Genomic DNA, 21,527 nt, shown 5'->3' on the forward strand with positions numbered 1-21,527 from the left:
GGGCGCTCAGACCTGCAGGTGTGAGTTGAAGACGAAGGTCCGCTTGCCGACCTGGACGCGGGTCCCGGGGACGAGCGGGGCGGGCTGGTGCGGGTTCAGCGGGGTCCACACCGTCGCCTCCGGCGGGGCGATGTAGGTGCCGTTCGCCGACCCCCGGTCGGTGATGACCGCGTCCCACCCGGTCAGGGTGATCACCGCGTGGACCCGGGACACGGCGCTCTCGCCGTCCTCGACGGGCAGCGGGCGCGCGTTGCCGGCGCGGACGGCCTCGTCGCGGTCCGGCTGACGCCCGATCACGAGGTCCATGTCGACGTTGACGGTCTGGCCGTCGTCGAACACCAGGACGCCCACCGGCGGCCGGGGGCCGAGCACCGTCCGGTTCGTCTGCTGGGCCAGCGAGAGGCCGCACTCGGCGCAGTAGGGCGCCTGCGGGTGGTTGAAGTGGCCGTGGGCGCACAGGACGCCCTCGACCTGGGGCTGCGACGGGTTCGGCAGGATCGTCTGCGCCTCGTCGTCCTCGATGAGGTCGGAGACGGTGAAGGTCTGCCCCGGCAGCTGCGTCATGGCGTCGTGGTCGTCGTCGAGGTCGTCGCCGAGATCGTCGTGCAGGCCGGGAGGGCCGCCCGGAGTGTGGCCCATCGAGCTGTGCCCGCCCCCGTGCTGGTGCCCGGACGAGTGCCCGGAGGGCGCCGGCTCCCGACCGGCGAGCTCCGTGGGCGGGTCCTCCTCGAGCTCGTCGAAGTCGGCGGCCTGCGTCGGCTCGGCGGCCGCGCGCATCCGGTGCGCCTCTTCCTCCTTGCTCAGCAGCGGGGTGAGCGCCGGCGGAGCTGTGGAGAGCGGGTCGGGCATGCGGGCGCCCGAGGTGGGGATCGGCGCCGCCCCCGTCATCGGCTCGCGCGGCGACTCGAAGCCGGCCAGCAGCGCGTCGGTCGAGGCCTTCGGGGCGGGCAGCGCCGGGGAGTCGTCGGCCACCAGGCTCACCGCGGTGCCCGGCACCGCGCCGATCCGCAGGTCCAGCGGGAAGCCCAGGTCGTCGATGCCGCCGGTGGGGGCGCCGTCGCCGATCGTGCCGGTCGGCCCGACCTCCAGCCGGGTGATCTCGGCGGGCAGCAGGCGGTCGACCCAGGTAGCCGAATCCACCCCGGACAGCGAGACGGGGGACGGGCCGGTCGCGACGACGTCCATCGCGCCGTGGACGAGCGCGGCGACCCGGTCGTTGACCGTCGTGAGGAGGCTGAAGTCGGGGACGCGGTCCGGATCGGCGTCGGCCAGCAGTCCGGCGACGCGGCGGACGAGGCGGCGGCCCATCGTCGCCGCCGTGCCGGCCTCGCCGGCCACCTCGGCGCACAGGGCAAGCAGCCGCTTGGTGGTCTCGGTGGTCTCGGGCCGGCCCACGTGGGCGACGACCAGCACCCCGGGCAGTCTGACGACCACGCCCGTGTGCCCGCCGTGCCCCGTGCCGACCACGACCCGGAAACGGTCTAGTCCCGCCATTGCCTCGCCCTTCGCCGCCCACCCGCGCCGTGCAAACGGTACCGATCTTCAGACTAGCGGCACCCGCGCACGGCGTACCGCACTTATCCTGCCGCGAGAGCGGTGGTTGGAACCTCCGGTGTCGCTGTGCGGACCCCACCGGCGGGGCAGCGGCGCGGCGGCCGCGGCGAACGTGGTAAAGGCCCCGGGAAGGCGGCGGCACCGCCGTCAGAGTAGTCGGCCACCGTGGAAACGCCACCGCAGGAACGGGACGCGCATCGGGCCGTTCGCGCAGAGCCACACCGCCAGCCAGACGAGCCCGAAATGGACGAGGAAGGCCTTTCCTTCGACGCCGTCCGCACCCGGAACGGCGCCCGCCCGCGCCGCCAGCCACACCAGCAGGCCCTCGTTCACCGCGGTGAGCAGGCCGAACATCGTCGGCCAGTCCTTCTCCCAGCGGAACTGCTGCAGCCCGTGGTAGACGAGCTCCCAGCCCAGCCCGAGAAGGGCGACCGCGCACAGCACGCCGAAACTCGCCCGCCACGCGGCCCCGGCAGATGCCTCGGTGGGCAGCAGCGGGGCGATCAGCGCCGTCAGAACGACCCCGACGGTGGCGAGTAGGAACAGGCGGGTCTGAAGCCGTCCGGCCAGGGTCGGCACCATGAGGCGATTTTCTCCGATCGTGTGCGGCGTCAGACCGGTTGGTTGCGCATCCAACGCACCCACTGCGACACCGAACGTGCCACCCCTATCCGGGGCACGAATCCCTCCGCGGCCAGGTCGTCACAGATTTCCTGGGCGGCGATCTGCAGACCGAGGAAGGTGTCGACGCCCGGGAAGTAGCCGCCGAGGGTCGCCGCGCCCGAGGCGTAGAGCCGCCCCGGCCCGTTGCGGGTCCCGCGGACCTCGAAGGTCCGCTCCACGTCCAGCCGGCCGAGCGGGTTGTGCCCGGCTCCGGAGTGGTCGAGCAGGTCTGCCAGCACCCGGTGCTCGCGGATGTCCGCCACCAGGCCGGTGGCGTCGATGACGTACGCCGCCGGCACCTCCAGCATCCCGTCGGCGGTGCGGACCCGGGTGACCACCGTCCCGTCCGTTCCGGGGGTGAGCCGCTCCACCTCGCCCACCCGGGTCACATACCAGCCCTCGTGCCGGCCGCGGGCGAGCTGAGCCTGCCACCGGYGCCGGCGGGGGGTGTTCGTCCCGCCGATCGTGTCGTAGAGCGCCTTACGCTCGTCGCCCTCCAGCATGCGCATGCGTGCCTTCAGCTGGCCGCCCCAGACCGACTTCGGGTAGTTGAACCCCTGGTAGGCCCAGCCGTCGCCGCCCCGGCGGCGCATGAACACGCTGGGGCCGTGCGAGCCGCGCACATACGTGCGGAACAGGTGCACGATGTGCGTCCTCGCCCCGTGCCGGTCGCGGTCGGTGATCAGCCGGTCGAGGATGCGGGAGGCCACGATGCCCGCCCCGCGCACCACGACGGTCGCCGGGTGCCGGATCAGCTCGTCGTAGACGTGCTCGTGCGGCTCGTAGGCGTTGACGACCCGCCGCACGTCCCCGTACCGGGAGCGGTACTCCTGCAGGTCCGGGAGGAACTTCAGCCCCGGGTAGCCGACGCCCAGGTGGACGTACCGGCTGCGGTAGGCGATCCGTTTCGTCGCGGACCGTCCGGCCGGGGGGGTGAGGACGGTCAGGTACCCCCCGCCCGCGCGGCGGCGGACCATCCGCACCTGCCCGGAGACCAGCATCTCGGGGTACGAGATCCGGGCGGCCTCCCGGGCCATGCCGTCGAAGACCATCCTGATGCGGGGGGTGAAGTAGTCCGACAGCAGTGGCTCGGTCGCGACCCGCCACAGCGGTTCGACGAACCCGCGCAGGCCTCGGGCCGCGAACGCCTCCCGTACCGCGTAGGACGGGAAGGCCCAGATGTTGTCCGGGGTCGAGCTCGAGTCCGAGCGGATGCGCTCGTGGTCGGGGATCTGCGAGACCCGGGTCAGGTACCGGTAGGTCTGCCAGGGGGTGTCGATGTTGGACAGCACCCGGATCGCCGAGGTCGGCGCGCCCGCGATGCGCAGGTAGTCGACCAGGACGAACGAGCCGATCCCACCGCCCACCGTGACCAGGGGTGCGTCGTGGACGGGGATGCCGGCGTCGGCGAGCATGCGGTCCGTCCAGACCGACGTCTCGATCAGCCGTCGGGTGAGGTCGCCATGGGTCTCGCCCCCGCCCACCCGGGCTGGTGCGGGTGGTGCCTGCGGTGCTGTGACGGGTGGCGCCTGCGGGGCCGCGGAGTTGCCGAGCACGGTGGTGGGGCCGTGGAGCGGGTCGTCCGGGCCGCCGGGCGGGTGTGGGCCGACCAACGCCTCCACCTCCTCGCCGGGCGCGCTCACCCGGGCCTGCCGCCGCGCGCCGGTGCGACCGCCGGCGCCGCGACCGGACTACCGGGACCGGACCGCCGCCAGGGCTGGACCGCCAGAACCGGGCCACCGGGGACCGGATTGCCAGGATAGGTGGCCCGGTGACCCTTCCGGGCGGGGTGTCCGAGGCAAGACACCGCCCGGTCGGCTCAGCCCAGGGCACGGTCCAGGTGAATCGCCGCGCTGATCAGGGCTAGGTGGGTGAAGGCCTGCGGGAAGTTGCCCAGGGCCTCGCCGGAGGGGCCGATCTCCTCGGCGTAGAGCCCCACGTGGTTGGCGTAGGTGAGCATCTTCTCGAAGACCAGCCTGGCCTCGGTCGTGCGGCCGGCACGGGTCAGCGCCTCCACGTACCAGAACGAGCACAGGTTGAACGTGCCCTCGTCCCCGGTCAGGCCGTCGCTGCCGTCCGCGGCGTACCTGCGCACCAGGCTGTCGCTCACCAGCTCCGAGCCGACCCGGTCCAGCGTCGACAGGAAGCGGGGGTCGGTCGGGCCGGAGAACTTCACGAGCGGCATGCACAGCAGCGAGGCGTCCAGCCGCGGCGAGCCCGGGAACTCCATGTAGGCCCCCTTCCGGGGATCCCAGGCCTCGTTCTGGACGAACCGGTAGGCCCGCCCGGCGTGGTCCTTCCAGTCGTTGGTGGGCCCGGGCAGACCGCGCTGCCGGGAGATCCGGCAGGCACGCTCGAACGCCACCCAGGTCATGACCGCCGAGTAGGTGAAGCGCTGCCGTCCGCCCCGGGTCTCCCAGATGCCCTCGTCGGGCTGTTCCCAGTGCCTGGCCAGCCAGTCGAGCTGACGGCCGAGCGCCTCCCACAGCCCGAAGGAGATCGGGACCTGCTTGTTGTACAGGTACACCGAGTCCATCAGCTCGCCGTAGATGTCGATCTGGAGCTGGCCGGCGGCGCCGTTGCCGATGCGCACTGGCCTCGAGCCCCGGTAGCCCTCGAGATGGTCGAGGACGATCTCGTCCAGGTCGGCGTTGCCGTCGACGCTGTACAGCACGCCCAGGCCGAGCTCGGGCGGCGCCTCCTTGCAGCGCTGCTCGAGCCAGTCCATGAACGCGGCGGCCTCCTCGGTGAACCCGAGGGCCATCAGCGCGTAGGTGGTGAACGCCGCGTCGCGGATCCAGGTGTAGCGGTAGTCCCAGTTGCGCACCCCGCCCAGCTCCTCCGGCAGGGAGGTGGTCGGCGCCGCGATGAGTGCTCCGGTCGGGCGGTAGACCAGCAGCTTGAGCACCAGCGCCGAGCGCAGCACCATTTCCCGCCAACGGCCGTGGTACCGGCCCCGGCGCACCCACGTCTGCCAGTACTCCAGCGTCCGGGTGAACAGGTTGTCGGCCTCGCCGGGCTGCAGCGGGCGGATGCGGGAGTCCCACTCGAGGACGATGTCGGCCGTCTCGCCCATCGTCAGCTCGAAGTCGCAGGCGACCGCGGTGCCCTCGATCCGCAGCGGCAGCGCCGTGCGCAGCACGAGGGTGCCGGTGGCCGACTCGAAGACCGCGCCGGCGCCGGGCACCAGCGTCACCGTGTGGGAGGCCCGCCCGTAGTCGAACCGGGGGTCGCAGCGCAGCCGGAACCCGGCGGTGCCGCGCACGGCGCGGGCCTGGCGGACGACCACGTGCGGCGTCTCGGTCAGGTCGTTGTCGACCGGGACCATGAAGTCGACGACCTCGCCCACCGAGTGCGGCGTGAGGAAGCGGGTCATCAGGACGTTCGAGTCGGGCAGGTAGAGCTGCTTGGCCTTCGACTGCGAGCAGTGGATGCGGAAGGAGCCGCCGCGGTCGGCGTCGAGCAGGCTCGCGAAGACCGACGGGCCGTCGAAGCGCTGCGGGCAGTACCAGTCGATCGTGCCGTCCGTGGCGACCAGGGCCACGGTGCGCAGGTCGCCGATGACCGCGTGCTCCTCGATCGGCGGGTAGTCGGATGCGGGCATGCGGACCTCCGCGGGTGGGGATGTCCGGGCGCGGCCGGAGGACGGGCCTTGCGGGAAGCCCCCGGGCGGGCGGTGCGTCGCCTCGGGGAGTGGTCACTGCAGCCCACTTCGGCGTGGTCAGCCGAAGGTATCCCAGCGGGCAGGCCATCCCGCCCGTCCCGCCGGGCCGGCGGCCACCGCCGAAAGTGCCCCCCACTACCCGATCGGGGTAGGCCGGGAGTAGCCCGGCGCGGGGGGCTCCGGGCGGGTGGCCCGGGGCGGAAGTCCCTGTTCTGACGGTGAAGTCGCCGCTGCGGCGACCGTCGCGGGAGGGGGGCGCGGCGGAGGGCCCGGCGGGCTGTGGAGGGTCTCGGGTGCCCGGTGCCTGGGCGGGCGCCCTACGATCGCGCCATGACCGAGCAGCTGCCGACCATCGCGGACGGTCGAGCCAGCCTTGTCATGTTCGCCCGTGGCGACCGGGTTTTCCCGGTGGACGATCTTGGCGGCGGGGTGTGGTCTCGTCGTGGCACGGTGCTGTCCGTGCATCCGGCGTCACACGAGGAGGCGCAGCCGGTCGGGGGCGGCGTCCGGGTCGATGCGGTGCTCTCGGCCGCGCCGTCGACCGCCCGGGCGACGGTGCTGTGGGACGACGGCTCCGCGGAGGTCCTCGCCGAGGACAAGCTCTGCCTGGTCTACGACCAGGAGGCCCCGGTGGGCATCCGGGTGGTCACGATGGAGATGAGCCAGCCCTTCGACGTCGTCGACCACGGCGGCCACGTCGTCCTGGTGCTGCGGGAGGGGCTGCTGGCCGCGGCGGACGTCGGCGCGCTGCGTGCCCGGCTTGGCCGGGTGCGCGCGGCGCTGGCCCCGGGCCACGGCGACGCCGCGTCGGCGGCGGAGATCCGCCGCCGCGACCTGAGCCTGCTGAACGCGCTGATAGCCGAGCTCACCGGCCCGCCGCCGGACGACGTCCCGCACCCGGACTCCGCGCGCCTGGATCCCGCGGGCCCGGACGCCGCGCGCCGCGATGCCGCCGCCCGTCTGGACGCCGCCCGCCGGGACATCGCGCGCCTCGACGCGGCCCGCCTGGACGCCGCCCGTGCCGATGCCGGGGGCGCGCGCGGCGCTGGGCGTACCGACATGGCCGGGGGGCGTTCCGAGGTCGCTGTCGGGCGGGCCGATGTGGCTGTGGGGCGGCCCGAGGCTCCCGCGGGCGTTCCCGGCGGCGCGGCCGGGCTGCCCGCCGGTGGACGTCCGCCGACGGTGCGGCGCCCCGACGTGCTCGTGGCGGGCTCCGGGCCGGGGCATCCCGTGGCGGTGGGGAACCAGGACGTGACGGTCGGGAGCCCTGGTGGGGACCGGCCGGTCGCCGAGGTGGGACGCCAGGCGGACCCGGCTCGGCGCGAGGCGCCGCGGCCCGATGTCTTCGTCGGACGCGTCGATCCGGCACGGTCCGACGTCGGCCGGTCTGGCCCTGGGCGTTCGGACCTCGACCGCTCGGACCCTGACCGCTCGGACCTCGGCCGATCGGAGGCGGCGCGCCTGGAGATGGCGAGGGCCGAAACGCTGCGGGCAGAGATACTGCGAGCCGAAATACAGCGGGCCGAAGCGATGCGGGCTGAAGCCGCCCGCGGCGAAGCGGCCCGCGGCGACGCCGTGCGGGCTGATCGGGTACGTCCCGACGTGGTGGTGGGAACCCCCGGCCGGCCGGGGGCGGGGCCGCCCGCCGGACCGCCGTCGGGGTACCCGCTGCGGTGACGGGCGGCGCCGCACCCGGCCGGCGCCGCCCAAGGTTTCGCCGGGACGCTGCCCGGTGGGGACTCAGGAGGTCGAGTACGGCCCCGGACGCACACCCGGGCCATAGGCGTTGCTGCCGTTCATGCCGGCCCGCGGCTGTTCGGTCATGGCCTGGCTGACCTTGGACGCGATCGCCTCGGTGAGACGGATCGCCTGGGTGAGCGAGAGGTTCAGAACGATCTCGCTGTCATCGGTCATCGCGAAGCGCACCGACACATCCGCCATGCTCTTTCCTCTCAGTCCTGGTCCCCCGGACACCCGTGGCCGGTGACCGATCGTGTCGAGGAGACCTGTCAGGGCCTCCCCGTCTCCGCGGCCAAGGGACGTGGTGACCGATCCACGATCCCCGATCGGGTTGTCGGGGCGTGYGTGACCCCCCTCGTTCGGCGGTGGTGTGCTGCTGCTAGCTACCGTCGGTGTGGACTTTCGGTGACTGGCCATGTCGAAATGTCTCCCCCGTGCCGGCCTTACTCTGCCAAGACCTTCTCTCAGTGATGGTGCCACTTCATGATGTGGCCGCCGGTAGGGGGACTTTCCGGCAAAGGTGACATGAGACACGGCTGTGGTCTGTTTGTCGGGCTGGCGCCCGCCGTCACGCCGATCGGCGGGCCCCGGGCGGCTCTCTCCGGGCGCTCCCGCCCTGGGTGGAGGCCCTGTCCGGGGCTGATTCCGTCAGATCCACCCGGGAAACCACATACGTATTCGCCAAGATGAATAAGGAATCACCTCGGCGGCCAGGATCGGGTAGAAGTAGGCGAACAACAGGACCACGATCACCGTGTACACGCCGACGGACAGCGCGCCGGCGAGCCGCCTGGTCTCGGACGCGTCGCGCGGCCCGAGGGCCAGCCCTGCCATCGCCGTCAGCCCCAGCACCAGGAACGGCAGCGAGGGCAGCGCGTAGAAGAAGAACATCGTCCGACTGGGGAACAGCAGCCAGGGCAGGAACGCCGAGCCGAAGCCGACGAGCACCAGTGCCGCCCGCCAGTCATGGGCGCGCACCCACAGCGCCAGCGAGCCGACCAGCGCCGCCGTCCCGCCCCACCACACGGCGGGGTTGCCCAGCGCGATGACCTCCCGCGAGCAGCCGTTGACCGCCGTGCAGMCCTCGGCGCCATACGCCGGGGAGCTGTAGAAGTAGGCGATCGGCCGGCCGAGCACCAGCCAGCTCATCGGGGTCGACCGGAACGGGTGCGAGTCGGACAGGCCCTCGTGGAAGTGCAGCACCTCCATCTGGTAGTCCCACCAGCCGTGCCAGGCGGCGAGGAAACCGTGCCCGTGCCRGTCGCGGTACCAGCCGCCGTCGGTGACGAACCAGCCCGTCCAGGTCGCCAGGAAGGTCACGACGGGCACCGCGACGCAGCCTGTCAGCCATCCGGGCAGGTCCCGGCGCAGTGCGCCCAGCACGGGGGAGTGGGCGCCGGCAGTGCGGCGGGCACCGACGTCCCAGGCCAGCGCGAGCGCGGCGAAGCCGACGATCGTGTACAGCGCGCTCCACTTGACCCCCATGGACGCGCCGAGGGCCACGCCCATCGCGAGCCGCCACGGGCGCAGGCCGAGCCGGGGGCCGAACCGCGTGTCGGCCGGCGTCGGGCCGGCGCCGGCCGCGGCCCGGTCGAGGCGGTCGGCGAGCCGGCGCCGGCCGTCGTCACGGTCGTGCACCAGGCAGGCCAGGGCGATGACGATGCCCGTCATCAGGAAGATGTCGAGGATGCCGATCCGGCTCTGCACGAACTCCAGCCCGTCCATGGAGAGCAGGAGGCCGGCGAAGCAGCCGAGCACCGTCGAACGGAACATCCGGCGGGCCGCGCGGGCGAGCACGAGCACCGCCAGCGTGCCCGCGAGCGCGGACGAGAAGCGCCAGCCCAGCTCGGGGCTGCCGTGCGGGGTGCCCGCGCAGTCGACGTGGCCGAACAGCCACTGCGACGCGGCCATGAGCCACTTGCCGAACGGCGGGTGGACGACGTAGGCGGGCCCGTCACAGGTCTTCGAGTTGATCTCGTACCCGGCGGTCATGAGGCCCCAGGCGTCCTTGACGTAGTAGACCTCGTCGAAGTACAGCCCGCGGGGCTCGGTGAGCCGCCAGAACCGCAGGATCCCGGCGGTCACCGCGACGAACAGGGGCGCCAGCCATCCGACGGCGCGGTCGCCGGGCATCGGCGGGCACAGCCGCTCGCGCGGCGTACGGCCGGTTCTGGCGGCAGTGGCCGGTTCCGGGCGGCTGGGCTCCGATGCGCCGGTCTCGGAACGGGGTAGGTGCGCCGTCGTCGCCGTCACACCGATCAGGGTAGGTCCTGCCCCCTGGCAGACTGGTCGGGTGTCCGGGACCCTCGTGCTGTGCGGTGCCCCGATCGGTGACGTGCGCGACGCGAGCCCGCGGCTGGGCGAGGTGCTCGCGACTGCCGACGTGATCGCCGCCGAGGACACCCGCCGGGTGCGCCGGCTCGCGCACGCGCTCGGGATCACGATCACGGGGCGGGTCGTCTCCTGTTACGACGCCGTCGAGGGTGCCCGGGCGGAGATGCTCACCGAGCAGTTGCTCGCCGGCCGCACCGTCGCGCTCGTCACGGACGCGGGCATGCCCGCGGTCTCCGACCCCGGCTACCGGGTCGTCGCGGCGGCGGCCGCGGCCGGGGTAGCGATCACCGTGGTCCCCGGGCCGTCGGGGGTCACGGCGGCGCTGGCCGTCAGCGGGCTGCCCTCGGACCGCTGGACCTTCGAGGGGTTTCTGCCCCGCAAGGCGGGCGAACGCCGGTCACGGCTGCGCGGGCTCGCCGCGGAGAGCCGGACGATGGTCTTCCTGGAGTCGCCGCACCGGCTGGGCGCGTCGCTGCGTGACCTGGCGGAGGCCTTCGGTGGGCCGCGCCGGGCGACGCTGTGCCGGGAGCTCACGAAGACCTGGGAGGAGATCGTCCGCACCGACCTGGCCGGCCTGGTCGACTGGGCCGGCGACGGGCGCACCGTCCGGGGCGAGTTCACCCTGGTGATCGCCGGCGACGCGAGCGCCGGGACGGCCAGGCCCGCCCGGGAGGCCGGAGCGAGCGCACCAGTTGGCGCGCTCTGGGCAGAGACGGGGCCGCACAAGGCCGGTGCCGCGGCCGCGGCCGGGCCGGGGGCTGGTCCCGCGGCGCCCACTCAGGCCGGGCCGGAGGTGCTCGCCGCGGCGGTGGCCCGCCTGACGGCGGGCGGCATGCCGGCGCGGGACGCGCGTAAGGCGGTGGCCGCCGAGTACTCCCTGTCACCCCGGGAGGTGTACGCGGCGGTGATCGCCGCCCGCGACCTGGAACGGACAGAGACCCCGGGAACAGACGAGGGGTGAGCCGCCCCGGCCCGCCCGGGTGACCGGGGGCGCCAGGGCGCCGGTGCGGAACTCGCACTTCGGGGCGGTGATTCCTGGCGATGTCGTGCCGTGCAGTGCCGCTCGCACAGACCATCGCGCGGACCATGAGGGCCTGGAGCCACGTCGTGCCGCGGCGGTTTGCGAGGCCACGGCAGGTCCTTTCTCATATGTGGTCTCGGTGTGGAATTCCTTCCGCTTGGCCGTACCGGGGTGCCGGCGGTCTCGTACGGTTACCGCGCCCCCCAGACGTTCAGCAACCGTTCCGGCATCCGCCCGACAGCGCCTGCCCGACAGCGCCTGCCCGACAGCACTTGCCCGACAGCGCCTGCCCGACAGCACTTGCCCGACAGCGCCTGCCCGACAGCACTTCCCGACAGCGCCTGCCCGACCACGTCCATCCGATGGCGTCCATCAGACCGGACGTCACACTCTCCCCACGAGTATCCATTGGCGAGGCGGAGTGGTCGGGGTAGGATAAGCCACCCTGCCAGGCATGGATTATCGGCTGTGTGTCAAATTCCGAGGCCCTGGCTGTTGGCGACCCTGGCTGTCGACGGGCGGTGGCTGTCGACCGGCCRCCGATGCTTGCTTTATGTCAAGAAAGACCGGCGGAATCAGAGGAATCAGTTTGAAAGCATCCTGATGAATGCATCCCGCCCGCGCCCGCTGAACCGGGCTGCCCCGGTGGGAGTGCTCTCAACGGGGGGGTGCACATTCTGTCAACGGGTTCCAAGCCGCTGGCCGCCAGCAGGCGACAGCTCCCGTGAACCCGGCCATCCATCTTCTGGAGCTGGCTGCAGATGCATCAGAGCATCATCGAGGACGAGGCAAGGCCGGACGGCCCCGCACAGAATTCGCGTGGCGCGGGCCGCCGGGTGGGGCGGCGTGACCGGCGCAGGCGTGACCGCGTGGTTCGAACCGCCAGACGCAAGATCCTGCTATCCGCCCTCTGTCTCCTTGTCGTGGTCGGCGGGACGACCGGCGTGATCCTGCACTCCGCGCTCGGGGGCGACGACGCGGGTGGGAAGCCCATCCAGCTGGCCGACACCGAGCCGCGATACCAGACCGGTGTGAACTTCCTTCCGAACCCTGGCTTCGAGAACACGGTGGCGGGCTGGTCGGCCGGGCCGTCCGAGAGCGCTCGCCTGTCCCCGACGGTGCCCGGCCGCAGTGGGTCCGGCGCGGCGGTCGTCACGGCCAGGGCCCGGGTACCCGCCATCACCCTGACCGACACTCCGGACGCCGTGACCTGGACCGGCGGCAGGCTGACCTATCTCGGCGCCGTCTGGGTGCGCACGACCGCCCCGGGCACCCGCGTCCAGCTGAAGCTGACCGAGTTCGACGGTGCCCGCACGGCCGCGCGCGCCCTGACCAACGTCACCCTGAACGATGCCACCTGGCGAAAGGTCGAGGTCTCCCTGCGGGCGACCGCCACGGGCCACCGGCTGGACTTCGCGGTCGTCGCCGACCGGCTTCCCGCCGGCCAGTTCCTCTACGCGGACGATGCGTCCCTTCTCATCGGGAGGCCGTCATCGCCGGCCCCGACGGGGCCGGCGGCGACCACAGGCGGCCAGCCGAGCGCGTCCCCGCCGGTGAGCGGCAGCCCGCGGCCTGGCACGAGCGCGACTCCCAGCGCGCCGACGAGTGAGCAACCGCGCCCGAGCACGGCACCGCCCGCACCGGGTGGGTCGGGTATCACGCCGATCCCGGCCGGCATGCCCAACGCGAGCACCACTGGCGTCCGGGCGGGGACGTTGCTGACCCTCCTCTCCGGTGACCAGCGCATCACCCGCGCGGGAACGGTGATCGAGAACAGGGATGTGCGCGGGTGCATCCGAGTGGAGGCCGACAACGTCGTCATCCGGAACTCCCGGGTCTCCTGCCGGTCGTCGGGTTCCGCGGTGATCAAGAACCTCGGCCAGAACCTGCTGGTCGAGGACGTCACCATCGATGGGCAGGGCGCCTCGAACTCCGGTATGTCGACCGCCGACTTCACCGCCCGCCGGRTGAACATCTCGAACACGATCGACGGCTTCTTCATTAACGACAACATCCTCATCGAGAACTCGTACGTTCATCACCTCGCCCAGACCCCGTCCAGCCACAACGACGCGGTACAGACCACCGGCGGCAGCAACATCGTGCTGCGCCACAACACCCTGATTCCCATCAACGAGACGACCGGCGAGTCGAGTAACGCCGGCTACATGTTCGGGCAGAACATCGGGCCGATCTCGCGGGTTGTCTTCGACGGAAACTTCATCAACGGCGGCGGCTTCACCCTCAACGGTGCCGGTGACGTGACCTTCGTGAACAACCGGTTCGGCCGCAACTGCCTGTACGGGATCAAGTCGTTCAAGGGCAGCCAGGTGAAGTTCGACCAGTCCAACATCTGGGCCGACACCGGCCGTCCGGTGAACGACGACCCCAAATGCTGAGTTGATCAGGGGGCCGTCGGGCGCTCCGAGCCCGACGGCCCCCTGATCCACCACTCGTACGGATCCGTGGGTCCCGGTCGCGACCAGGACCCACGGACAGCTGCGTCTGGCCGCCGCTTGGCGCGGAGACTCGCCTCAGCGAATCTCAGAGAACGAGGAGCGTTCGGTCGCCTTCGACCAGGGCCGCGACCAGTGACTTCACGTCCGCGAACTCGTGGTGCGGGAAGACGTGGGACAGGTATCGGGTGGGGCTGTCCCGATGGATCTGCACGTGGTTCAGCTGCCGCCCGTCGACGGTGACGACGAGATCATTGGAGCTCTCGGCGATCCGTACTGCTCGCCCGCCGATCCTGAGGTCCTTGATCTGGCCCGACCGGAAGGACCGGAGGGAATCCGCGGTGGCGGCCTCCACCTCGGTCGGCCGTGTGGCGACGAACCCGGTGGCAGCCAGCACACCCGCGACTCCGGCGCTGCTCAGTATCCGCCGGCGCGACATCTCGGTCATGTCTTTCCCCTACTCGTAGCTGTAGCCGAGTGCGGTGATGTCCAGCAACGAGGCGGGCGTGACTCCCGACGTGGCAAGACCCAGCAGCGCGTCGTTCAGGTTGTGGCCCGTCGGCCCGCCGGTGACCGGGAGGTAGTCGGTGGCGTGCCCGGACGCCTGCCACACCGACCAGATCCGGTCGACGTTCGAGTGATGCAGCCAGAAGATCGGGTCGTTCGGGGACGTGCTGACGCCCATGTCGCCGCCGACCCACCGATGCACCCGGCCGTGCATTCTCGCCTGGGTGGACGACTCGCCGGAGTGCCGGAGGAAGCCCTCTATCCGGTTACGGAAACTCGGACTCGTGCTCTGGGAGTCGATCCAGGGGGAGCGGTCGTACTGTGACTCGGTGAGGCAGTCGGTGACGTCCGCCTGTGTCGGCAGGGTTGTCGCGCCGGTGTCCACCGCGAACTTCCGGATGAGTCCAGCCCTTGAACGGGGGACGAGCTGACCCGTCGAGCTGTTCAGGATGATCGCCTGCCAGCTGACGAACGGCCCGTCCTGTACATACCAGCCGTTGCTCTGCAGACCGTTCCCGCCGAAGTAGTCCGCCGTCCAGATCGGCGCCTGTTTCGGGTCAGGTAACGCGGCGTCGGCCTCCCACGGCCAGTAAGGGATTCCGAAATCGGGCAGGACCRCACCGAGCGCGGATTCGAACTCGAGGAGTGACTGGCGGTGCCAGGGCAGGAACGACGGTCCCTTGTGTGCGGCGTTCCGTACGGTCTGTGACGTCGGTGTGAAAGTCATCATTGCGGTGTGATGCCGTGTCACGAACTGGTCGTAGACACCTGACTGCTTCAGGGTGTTCAGTGCGTCGGTGAACGYCTGGACCTCGGCCAGACTGAGTGCGTAGATACTTCGACGAACAGGCATGTAACCTTCCCCCCTAGCCGACGCGCCCGGTAGGCGCGTCGACGCATTCCTGTGAACGACTCGACACTGCGACCTGCGATGGCCCCTCGGGGCCGGGCCGGTCGATGTCGGATATCCGACGCCGGCCGATTGGTTCCTGGAAGCCGCTGCCGCTGCCCGCGCCACCGACCCGGCGGCGGTGTTCCTGGCGTGGACTTCCCTTGCGCCCACACGCATCCCTGGCTGCCGTCCACCTTCCTGATCCCCCGCCGGTCCGTGGCGGCCGGGGGCAGGTCAACTCTCTGCCGGTCGACCGGATGTAACGGACCGGCATCGGATTGTTGAATGATGGAGACGTTGCGACCTTCATGCTTTGAACCCTGTCTGCGCGAGAGCCCCACCAGTTTAAGCACACACCGGAGGGCGTAGCTGCAAATCGGCTTGAATTCTTGCCGGAAACCGTCCAAGCACTCTCCGTGTTTGCGCCGCTACATGATGGTGGGGGCTGGTGAATGGGTGCCGCGGCCGATCTTCTTTCGTGGCAGTCGATTCGGCTCGGCGGGCGCCGGGCCGGCCGCCGGAGATGTGGCCGTGGCGCCACTTTCGGATTCCTGGCGTCTAGCAAACAAATTCTGACGACAAGCAAACAATCGGCATCCGATGATGCTCTCGGGCCGTCGGAGCCGGCGCGGCCGCGCCGGCTCCCCTCGGTGGCCGCGTAGCCGCTCCGGGCGGATCTTCCGCCGAGGTAGTACCGTTCGACGAGATGGGGCGAGGACATCCAAGAATTCCCGTATCTCGGTGTCCCCATCCCGTTATGCTCGACCCTGCTCACTATCAGGGCTATAATTGGGGGGAAAGCCATGAAGGTGGAGGTTTCGTCCGCGCCGGGCGATCTGGTCTCCATCGGTGTGCGTGGCCTGAGGGGAGTGGAAGAGGCGTACTTCCGTTCCTCGGACGTCGAGCTTGCCGAGACGGCGAACGCCGGCCTGACCACTGCGCTGACAATCGCCATGCGGCGCGGCGTGACTCTGGAGTGCGCGGGGCCGATCAGCGAGGTGCTGGCCGCCAGGGTGGACGACTACCAGGCACTGATGTCGCGGTGGTATCCCACCCTCGAGCCGGTACAGGTGCTGACCGGGACCGCCCGCTCGGCCCGGCCGGCGGCGGCCGAGACCTTCTGCTTCTTCTCCGGCGGGGTCGACAGCTTCTACACGCTCCTACGCAACATCGACAGGGTGGACGCGGTCGTCTACGTGCACGGATTCGACGTCGGTCTGGAGGACGTCGAGCTGCGACGAGTCGTCTCCGACAGCCTGCGTCGGACGGTGGAGAGCCTCGGCAAGGAGCTGATCGAGCTCGAGACCGACCTGCGCGCGCTGTCGGATCCGCACGTCAGCTGGCCCGCCTACGTCTCGTCCGGGCTCGCCACCGTCGCGCACCTGCTGTCCCGGCGGTTCGGTCGTGCGCTGGTCGCCGGGACTCTCGCCTACCACGAGCTGCAGCCGCTCGCCTCACACCCGCTCACCGATCCGTTGCTGTCCAGCGACCAGATCGCGATCGAGCACGACGGATGTGACGCCACCCGCCAGGAGAAGGTCGCCTTCATCGCGAGGCACCCGGTCGTCCGGCAGAACCTGAGGGTCTGCTGGGAGAACCCGGGCGGCGACTTCAACTGCGGCAGGTGCGAGAAGTGCCTGCGCACGATGCTCGCCCTGGAGTCCCTCGGCGTGCTCGGCGAGTTCACCTGCTTCCCGTCCGGTCTTGATCCGGATGTCGTGCGGCGGGTTGACCTCCCCGGCCGAGGCCCCCGGCACTGGGCGGTCGTGAACCTGCGTGAACTTCGCCGGGCGAACCGTGACCCCGTGCTCGTCAGGGCGCTTGCCGAGGCGATCGCGAGGTCCGACGCACGGCGGGTGCACCGGCTTGTGTGGCGGCGGGCCCTGCACGGCCGGGCCGCGACGACCTGACGCGGTGCTGTATCGACGGACCATCCGAGGATTACGGGACGCTGGGGGACGCGAGTAATGACGGAGGCCGCGACAGGGGTTTCGTACGCCTCGACGGCAGCGGTCGCATCCACTGCCCGCCTGATCGAGAGCCTGTCGACGCGGGCCACGGCCGCCGTCGCCGACCTGCTGCCGCCGGGGACGACCGACGTGGCGCTCCTCGACTTCCCGTACCACCGCAACAGTGGTGACTCGGCCATCTGGCTCGGCGTACGCCAGATTCTCCGACAGCTGGGAGTAAGGGTCGCCTACGTCGCGGACACCGCGCGCTACCGGCCGGACCGGTTACGGGAGGCACTGCCGGAGGGGCCTGTCCTGTTACTCGGCGGGGGGAATTTCGGTGACCTCTGGCCGGGGCATCAGGAGCTCCGGGTCCGGGTCCTGCGTGACTTCCCGGACCGTACCGTGATCCAACTTCCGCAGAGTATTTCCTTCCGTAGCCGGACGGCGCTTTCCGAGGCCCAGCGCGTGACCGCGGCCCACCCACATTTCACTCTCATGGTCCGTGAACGGCGCAGCCTTTCGTTCGCCACCGAGAACTTCGATGTTCCGCTCGTGTTCGCGCCGGACTCGGCCCTGGCCAACGGCCCGCTGAGACCGCCGCGGCCGGTACGTCCCGACGGTGTGCTGTGTCTTGCCCGCGATGACGTTGAGGGCACCGGAGCCATCGCGGGCGTGGCCGGCCCCGGCATACGTCGGGCCGACTGGGGAATGCGTGGCCTGCCCGCGGCGCGGTGGAGAGCGGCGAAGGCGCTGCCGAAACTCGAGCGGCATGCCCTGGGCCGGCATCCGGATGCGCACCGGGCGGCCCGCCCCGCGCTGCACGCGGCCTATGAAACAATGGCGAAGATAAGCGTGGGAACGGCGACGAGCCTCCTGTGCACCGCGCGTTACGTGGTGACCGACCGGTTGCACGCGCACATTCTCTGCCTGCTTCTCGGCATCCCCCACTCGGTGTTTGACAACAGCTACGGAAAGGTCAGTGGGACCTTCGAGGCGTGGACCTCGGACAGCGACCTCGTGCACTGGGCGACCAGCGCGGACGAGGCCCTGGAGAGGTGCCGGGAGTTCGCGCCGTGACCGCCCCACCGCGACACGGCGTCGGTGCTCGTGCCGACACCGCCGCTCGTGCCGAGATGGCCGCTCGTGCCGAGATGGCCGCTCGTGCCGACACCGCCGACACGAACCGTGAGCCACGGCCGGTCGTGGATGTGCTCCTGAGTCGGGGCCTCGACCCCTACGACTGGGAACGTCGACATGCCCGGGGCGAGGTCCCGGACGTCTGGCCGTACGGGCTGAACAGGCTTGCCGACCACGGCTTTCGGACCAGCGGGTCGCTGCCGGCCGTGAGCCACCGGGCGCCGGGCGCGAGAGCCACCCGCGCGCTGGGGGGCTTCGAGTGGCGGGAGGTCGCCGCGCGTCGGATCGACGCGGCGGCGGAGGCGGTGCTGTGCTGGGACGAACGGGCCGGGGTACCGGCTGCCTCGATGGAGCGGTGGCGGGGCGGCAGACCGGTCGCCACCGGCGTCATCTGGCTGACCGACCCGGTGGGCCGGCCGCGGGGGGCACTGGCGCTGGCGCCCCGCGCGCTGCGTTCGRCCCAGCTGGTCTGGGCGCTGTCGAGCGCCCAGCTCCCGGTGCTCCGGGACGTCCTGAAGGTCGCCGAACGCAGACTCGCCCATCTGCCCTTCGGCATCGACGCGGACTTCTTCCGGCCGGCCGAAACCGATCCGGTACCCGGCCTGGTGGTCAGCGTCGGAAACGACCGGCACCGGGACCACGATACGCTTCTCGCCGCCATCGCGGACGCGGCTGGAAAAGTCACCGGGCTGCGCCTGGAACTGGTGACCGGCCGAGAGGTGACGATTCCCGCAAGGCTCGGGAAGCGGCATCCAAGAATGAGCCACATCGATCTTGTTGATCTCTACGCTCGCGCCTCCGCGGTGGTGGTTACACTGCGGCCGAACCTACATGTCAGCGGCGTCAGTGTCGTTCTCGAGGCCATGGCCTCGGGCCGCCCGGTCGTGGTCACCGAAACCCCGGGAATGTCCGACTACGTCGATCACGGGCGGACAGGACTGCTTGTTCCGCCGGGTGATTCCGGCGCCCTCGCCGCGGAGCTGGCGGGGCTCCTGCTCGACCCCGACCGGGCCGCGGCAATGGGGCGGGCCGGCCGCCAGGCGGTCGAGACGACGTTCAACACCGGCGCGCAGGCGGGCCGGTTGGCCGGTCTGTTGCGAGGGATGTGATCTGCCGCGGGCCGGGCGAGAAGGCGCCGGTGGCGCGTGACGGCGCTGTCCAGGCGAAGTACGGGAGGAACAAGGACCCGCTGGGTCTGACGACGTGCCGAAAAGGCGATCAGAGTATCTGCCGTCGGTGAGCGCCGGCGGCGTGGGAGGGGAGGGAATGCTCAGATGGATATATGGCAGATCGTGCGCATCACCATTCGGCGCTGGTATGTGTTCCTGGCGGTTGTGGCAGTGGGGATCGCAACCGCCCTGGTCACCACTTCGGGAGTGAAGCCGCAGTACTCCGCGGCCATGGACGCCTTCGTCAACGCCCCGCCGAGCCGCGCGAGTGCGCCGACCGGCAGCGTGGAGAACTCCGGCGGCGTCGGCTTCGCCGGCTCGCTCGAGGAACGCGCCATGGACGCCGACGCGTCCCGCGCGCAGATCCACAAGATGGGCCTTCTCCCCACCTACAAGGTCAGCTGGACCAGGGCGAAGCTGGTGCTGTCGGTGAGCGTGACGGGCCCGACGCCCGACCTGGCCCGTCGCACCGTCGAGGAGGTCGTCGCGATGGCGAACCGACACCTCGTCGCGCACCAGGCCAGCACCGGTGTCACCGCTCCGGGCGCACAGTACTCGATCATGTCGGCGGCGGAGGGGGCCAACCTCTCACCTGCCCAGTACCCGGGTCGTTCCCGCCAGCGGATCGTCATCGGCGTCGTCGCGCTCGCCGCGGCGGTGGGCCTCGCGGTGGCGCTGGACGGCTTCGTCGCCGCCCGCCGTCGCGCCGCGGCCGGTGGAACCGGCCGGCCCGACAGCTTGCCGGACGCCGGATCACCGCGGAGCCCGCTGACTCGGGAGCCGGATCCGCTGGGAGATCCACTGGCCTCGCCGCGCCGAGGCGGGGACACACCGGGCGGGGACACACCGGAGTACGAGACCGCGGCGGTCAATGAGGACACGGTGACCATTCGGACGGGCAGCCGACTCGGGGCGGGGCCTGTCCCGCCGGACCTCGACCGAAGCGGCCGCCCGCGGTGACGATGCCCGGACGGGCGGCGCTCCGGACGGTGGCGGCGCTCCCGATCGCCAAGTGGCGGCCGGACGCGGTGAGCGTGCTGACACTCCTCGGCGTGCTGCTGTTCGTCATCCCGGCGCGCAACACCCTGCAGTCGCTCGGCGCTGCGGGCCGGCCGATGTTCCTGCTCGGCCTGGTGCTGGCCGGCGCCTGGCTGTGCACCTGGCTGCATCCCGGCCTGGTCCGCCGTGGCCGCCAGCCGGTCCGGGGCCTGTTGCTCATCTATCTGGGTGCGCTGCTCGCCGCCTATGTGGCCGGTCAGCGCCGCGGGCTCGACGGCGTGGAGGCCCGTGCCTCGGACCGGTCGATCCTGGCCGTCCTGGCGCTCGTCGGCATCGCGCTCGCGGCAGCCGACGGAATTCCCTCGCGGGCCCGGCTCGAGGTCCTGATCTCGCGCATCATGTGCTTCGGGGCCGTGATGGCGCTGTTCGGAATCGTCCAGTACCTGACGCACGAGGACTACAGCAGGTACCTGCGGCTTCCCGGGTTCGTGATGTGGTCCCCGGCGCTCGAGTCCGTCTCACGAGGGGGCGGCACCTCCCGGGTCGCCGGCACGGCGTCGCACTACATCGAGTTCGGTGTGGTCGTCGCCATGGTCGTCCCGCTGGCGCTGTACCGGACTTCTCACGCTGTCACCAAGGGTGCCCGGCAGCGTGCCGCCGGGGCGCTGGTGCTGACCGCGGCGGCCGCCCCCCTCTCCGTCTCCCGGACGGCGATCATCGGGCTTGGCTGCGTGCTGCTGGTCCAGAGCGTCGTGTGGAGCTGGCGGCGGCGCTTCAACGTGTTCGTCTGGCTGGTGATCGGGGTCGGCGCGTTCGGTGCCGCCGTGCCCGGCGTGCTCGGCACGCTGCGCAGTCTGTTCCTGAACTACAAGACTGATCCCAGCTATCAGGGACGGATCGCGGACTACGCGGTCGCGCAGGCCTACATCAGCGAGCGGCCGTGGTTCGGGCGCGGGCCGGGCACCTTCATCCCGGCGAAGTACTTCTTCCTCGACAACCAGTACCTCGGGACCATCCTCACCTCCGGATACGTGGGTCTGGCCGCGCTCGTCATCGTCATGCTCGGCGGGATCACGATGGCGTTCGGCGTGGCCCGGCGCGCCGCCGACGCGGCGACCCGAGAACTGGCCCAGGCCCTCGCCGCGATGCTCGTCGCCGTCGCGGCGGCCTCGTACAGCTTCGACTCACTGTCGTTCCCGGCCTTCGCCGGCCTGTTCTACCTGACGCTGGGTGTCACCGGCGCGTTGTGGCGACTCGAACAGCGGCCCGTGCCCACACCGGCCGGGCCTGCCGCGGCGGCACCCGTCCAGTGGCGGGACCCGCGCGGTGACCAGCCAAGCGTGGCGGAGCTCGTCCCGGCGGCCCGGCAGCCCGCCGGCATCGCGTGAACCAGCGCCGCGAGGGCCGGCCGCGGGTACGCCGGCCCTCGCGGGTGCCGG

The 21,527-nt window shown here is 71.4% G+C and carries 16 protein-coding genes; 8 read left to right on the forward strand and 8 right to left on the reverse strand.

The window, feature by feature from the left end:
• Nucleotides 1-6: 6 nt before the first annotated feature.
• From BBK14_RS00130 to BBK14_RS00145, 4 genes are all read right to left on the reverse strand, one after another.
• Nucleotides 7-1,494: an FHA domain-containing protein gene (locus BBK14_RS00130; protein ID WP_071059116.1), complete on the reverse strand. Its 1,488-nt coding sequence runs from the start codon at nt 1,492-1,494 to the stop codon at nt 7-9.
• Nucleotides 1,495-1,701: 207 nt separating this feature from the next.
• Entirely contained in the window at nt 1,702-2,136 is a 435-nt protein-coding gene (locus tag BBK14_RS00135) for a hypothetical protein (RefSeq protein ID WP_071059118.1), read from the reverse strand.
• A gap of 29 nt (nt 2,137-2,165) precedes the next feature.
• On the reverse strand, nt 2,166-3,860 hold the full coding sequence (locus BBK14_RS00140) for an FAD/NAD(P)-binding protein (protein WP_241830997.1): 1,695 nt from the start codon (nt 3,858-3,860) through the stop codon (nt 2,166-2,168).
• 176 nt (nt 3,861-4,036) lie between these two features.
• Nucleotides 4,037-5,821 (reverse strand): glycoside hydrolase family 15 protein, encoded by a 1,785-nt coding sequence (locus BBK14_RS00145; protein WP_071059120.1) that lies wholly within the window; start codon nt 5,819-5,821, stop codon nt 4,037-4,039.
• A gap of 390 nt (nt 5,822-6,211) precedes the next feature.
• On the opposite strand from BBK14_RS00145, the gene BBK14_RS00150 reads away from it, so the two are divergent.
• Entirely contained in the window at nt 6,212-7,558 is a 1,347-nt protein-coding gene (locus BBK14_RS00150; RefSeq protein WP_071059122.1) for a hypothetical protein, read from the forward strand.
• A 63-nt stretch (nt 7,559-7,621) separates the two neighbouring features.
• Here the strand turns inward: BBK14_RS00150 and BBK14_RS00155 are convergent, their stop codons facing one another.
• Both BBK14_RS00155 and BBK14_RS00160 read right to left on the reverse strand, forming a co-directional pair.
• Complete coding sequence (locus BBK14_RS00155) at nt 7,622-7,822, reverse strand: hypothetical protein (RefSeq protein ID WP_018502051.1); 201 nt, start codon at nt 7,820-7,822, stop codon at nt 7,622-7,624.
• A gap of 447 nt (nt 7,823-8,269) precedes the next feature.
• A complete protein-coding gene (locus tag BBK14_RS00160) occupies nt 8,270-9,874 on the reverse strand; it encodes a dolichyl-phosphate-mannose--protein mannosyltransferase (RefSeq protein WP_071059124.1) in 1,605 nt (534 codons plus the stop codon).
• 40 nt (nt 9,875-9,914) lie between these two features.
• On the opposite strand from BBK14_RS00160, the gene rsmI reads away from it, so the two are divergent.
• Nucleotides 9,915-10,916, forward strand: a complete 1,002-nt coding sequence (gene rsmI / locus BBK14_RS00165) for a 16S rRNA (cytidine(1402)-2'-O)-methyltransferase (RefSeq protein WP_071059126.1) — start codon at nt 9,915-9,917, stop codon at nt 10,914-10,916.
• A gap of 929 nt (nt 10,917-11,845) precedes the next feature.
• Nucleotides 11,846-13,375: a carbohydrate-binding protein gene (locus BBK14_RS00170; protein WP_241830998.1), complete on the forward strand. Its 1,530-nt coding sequence runs from the start codon at nt 11,846-11,848 to the stop codon at nt 13,373-13,375.
• Between the two features lie 145 nt (nt 13,376-13,520).
• Here BBK14_RS00170 and BBK14_RS00175 read toward each other — a convergent pair whose 3' ends face one another.
• Together BBK14_RS00175 and BBK14_RS00180 are read right to left on the reverse strand one after the other, a co-directional pair.
• Entirely contained in the window at nt 13,521-13,880 is a 360-nt protein-coding gene (locus BBK14_RS00175; RefSeq protein WP_071059130.1) for a hypothetical protein, read from the reverse strand.
• Nucleotides 13,881-13,889: 9 nt separating this feature from the next.
• The gene (locus tag BBK14_RS00180) at nt 13,890-14,792 is read right to left on the reverse strand and encodes a tyrosinase family protein (protein WP_071059133.1); all 903 of its coding nucleotides are present in this window, start codon (nt 14,790-14,792) and stop codon (nt 13,890-13,892) included.
• An 842-nt stretch (nt 14,793-15,634) separates the two neighbouring features.
• On the opposite strand from BBK14_RS00180, the gene BBK14_RS00185 reads away from it, so the two are divergent.
• From BBK14_RS00185 to BBK14_RS00205, 5 genes are all read left to right on the forward strand, one after another.
• A complete protein-coding gene (locus tag BBK14_RS00185) occupies nt 15,635-16,741 on the forward strand; it encodes a hypothetical protein (protein WP_071059135.1) in 1,107 nt (368 codons plus the stop codon).
• 57 nt (nt 16,742-16,798) lie between these two features.
• Complete coding sequence (locus tag BBK14_RS00190) at nt 16,799-17,860, forward strand: polysaccharide pyruvyl transferase family protein (RefSeq protein WP_071059136.1); 1,062 nt, start codon at nt 16,799-16,801, stop codon at nt 17,858-17,860.
• Entirely contained in the window at nt 17,857-19,029 is a 1,173-nt protein-coding gene (locus BBK14_RS00195) for a glycosyltransferase family 4 protein (RefSeq protein ID WP_071059138.1), read from the forward strand. Before BBK14_RS00190 ends, BBK14_RS00195 begins: the two co-directional genes overlap by 4 nt.
• A 183-nt stretch (nt 19,030-19,212) precedes the next feature.
• On the forward strand, nt 19,213-20,049 hold the full coding sequence (locus tag BBK14_RS00200) for a hypothetical protein (RefSeq protein ID WP_241830999.1): 837 nt from the start codon (nt 19,213-19,215) through the stop codon (nt 20,047-20,049).
• Nucleotides 20,050-20,051: 2 nt separating this feature from the next.
• The gene (locus BBK14_RS00205) at nt 20,052-21,476 is read left to right on the forward strand and encodes an O-antigen ligase family protein (protein WP_241831000.1); all 1,425 of its coding nucleotides are present in this window, start codon (nt 20,052-20,054) and stop codon (nt 21,474-21,476) included.
• Nucleotides 21,477-21,527: the final 51 nt, after the last annotated feature.

Source organism: Parafrankia soli, assembly GCF_001854695.1.
Lineage (GTDB): Bacteria > Actinomycetota > Actinomycetes > Frankiales > Frankiaceae > Parafrankia > Parafrankia soli.

Excerpts from the sequence above, each read along its gene's own strand:
- BBK14_RS00130 (WP_071059116.1), bottom strand. The coding sequence starts at position 1,494 with ATGGCGGGACTAGACCGTTTCCGGGTCGTGGTCGGCACGGGGCACGGC.
- BBK14_RS00135 (WP_071059118.1), bottom strand. The coding sequence starts at position 2,136 with ATGGTGCCGACCCTGGCCGGACGGCTTCAGACCCGCCTGTTCCTACTC.
- BBK14_RS00145 (WP_071059120.1), bottom strand. The coding sequence starts at position 5,821 with ATGCCCGCATCCGACTACCCGCCGATCGAGGAGCACGCGGTCATCGGC.
- BBK14_RS00150 (WP_071059122.1), top strand. The coding sequence starts at position 6,212 with ATGACCGAGCAGCTGCCGACCATCGCGGACGGTCGAGCCAGCCTTGTC.
- BBK14_RS00155 (WP_018502051.1), bottom strand. The coding sequence starts at position 7,822 with ATGGCGGATGTGTCGGTGCGCTTCGCGATGACCGATGACAGCGAGATC.
- BBK14_RS00175 (WP_071059130.1), bottom strand. The coding sequence starts at position 13,880 with ATGACCGAGATGTCGCGCCGGCGGATACTGAGCAGCGCCGGAGTCGCG.
- BBK14_RS00185 (WP_071059135.1), top strand. The coding sequence starts at position 15,635 with ATGAAGGTGGAGGTTTCGTCCGCGCCGGGCGATCTGGTCTCCATCGGT.
- BBK14_RS00190 (WP_071059136.1), top strand. The coding sequence starts at position 16,799 with ATGACGGAGGCCGCGACAGGGGTTTCGTACGCCTCGACGGCAGCGGTC.
- BBK14_RS00205 (WP_241831000.1), top strand. The coding sequence starts at position 20,052 with ATGCCCGGACGGGCGGCGCTCCGGACGGTGGCGGCGCTCCCGATCGCC.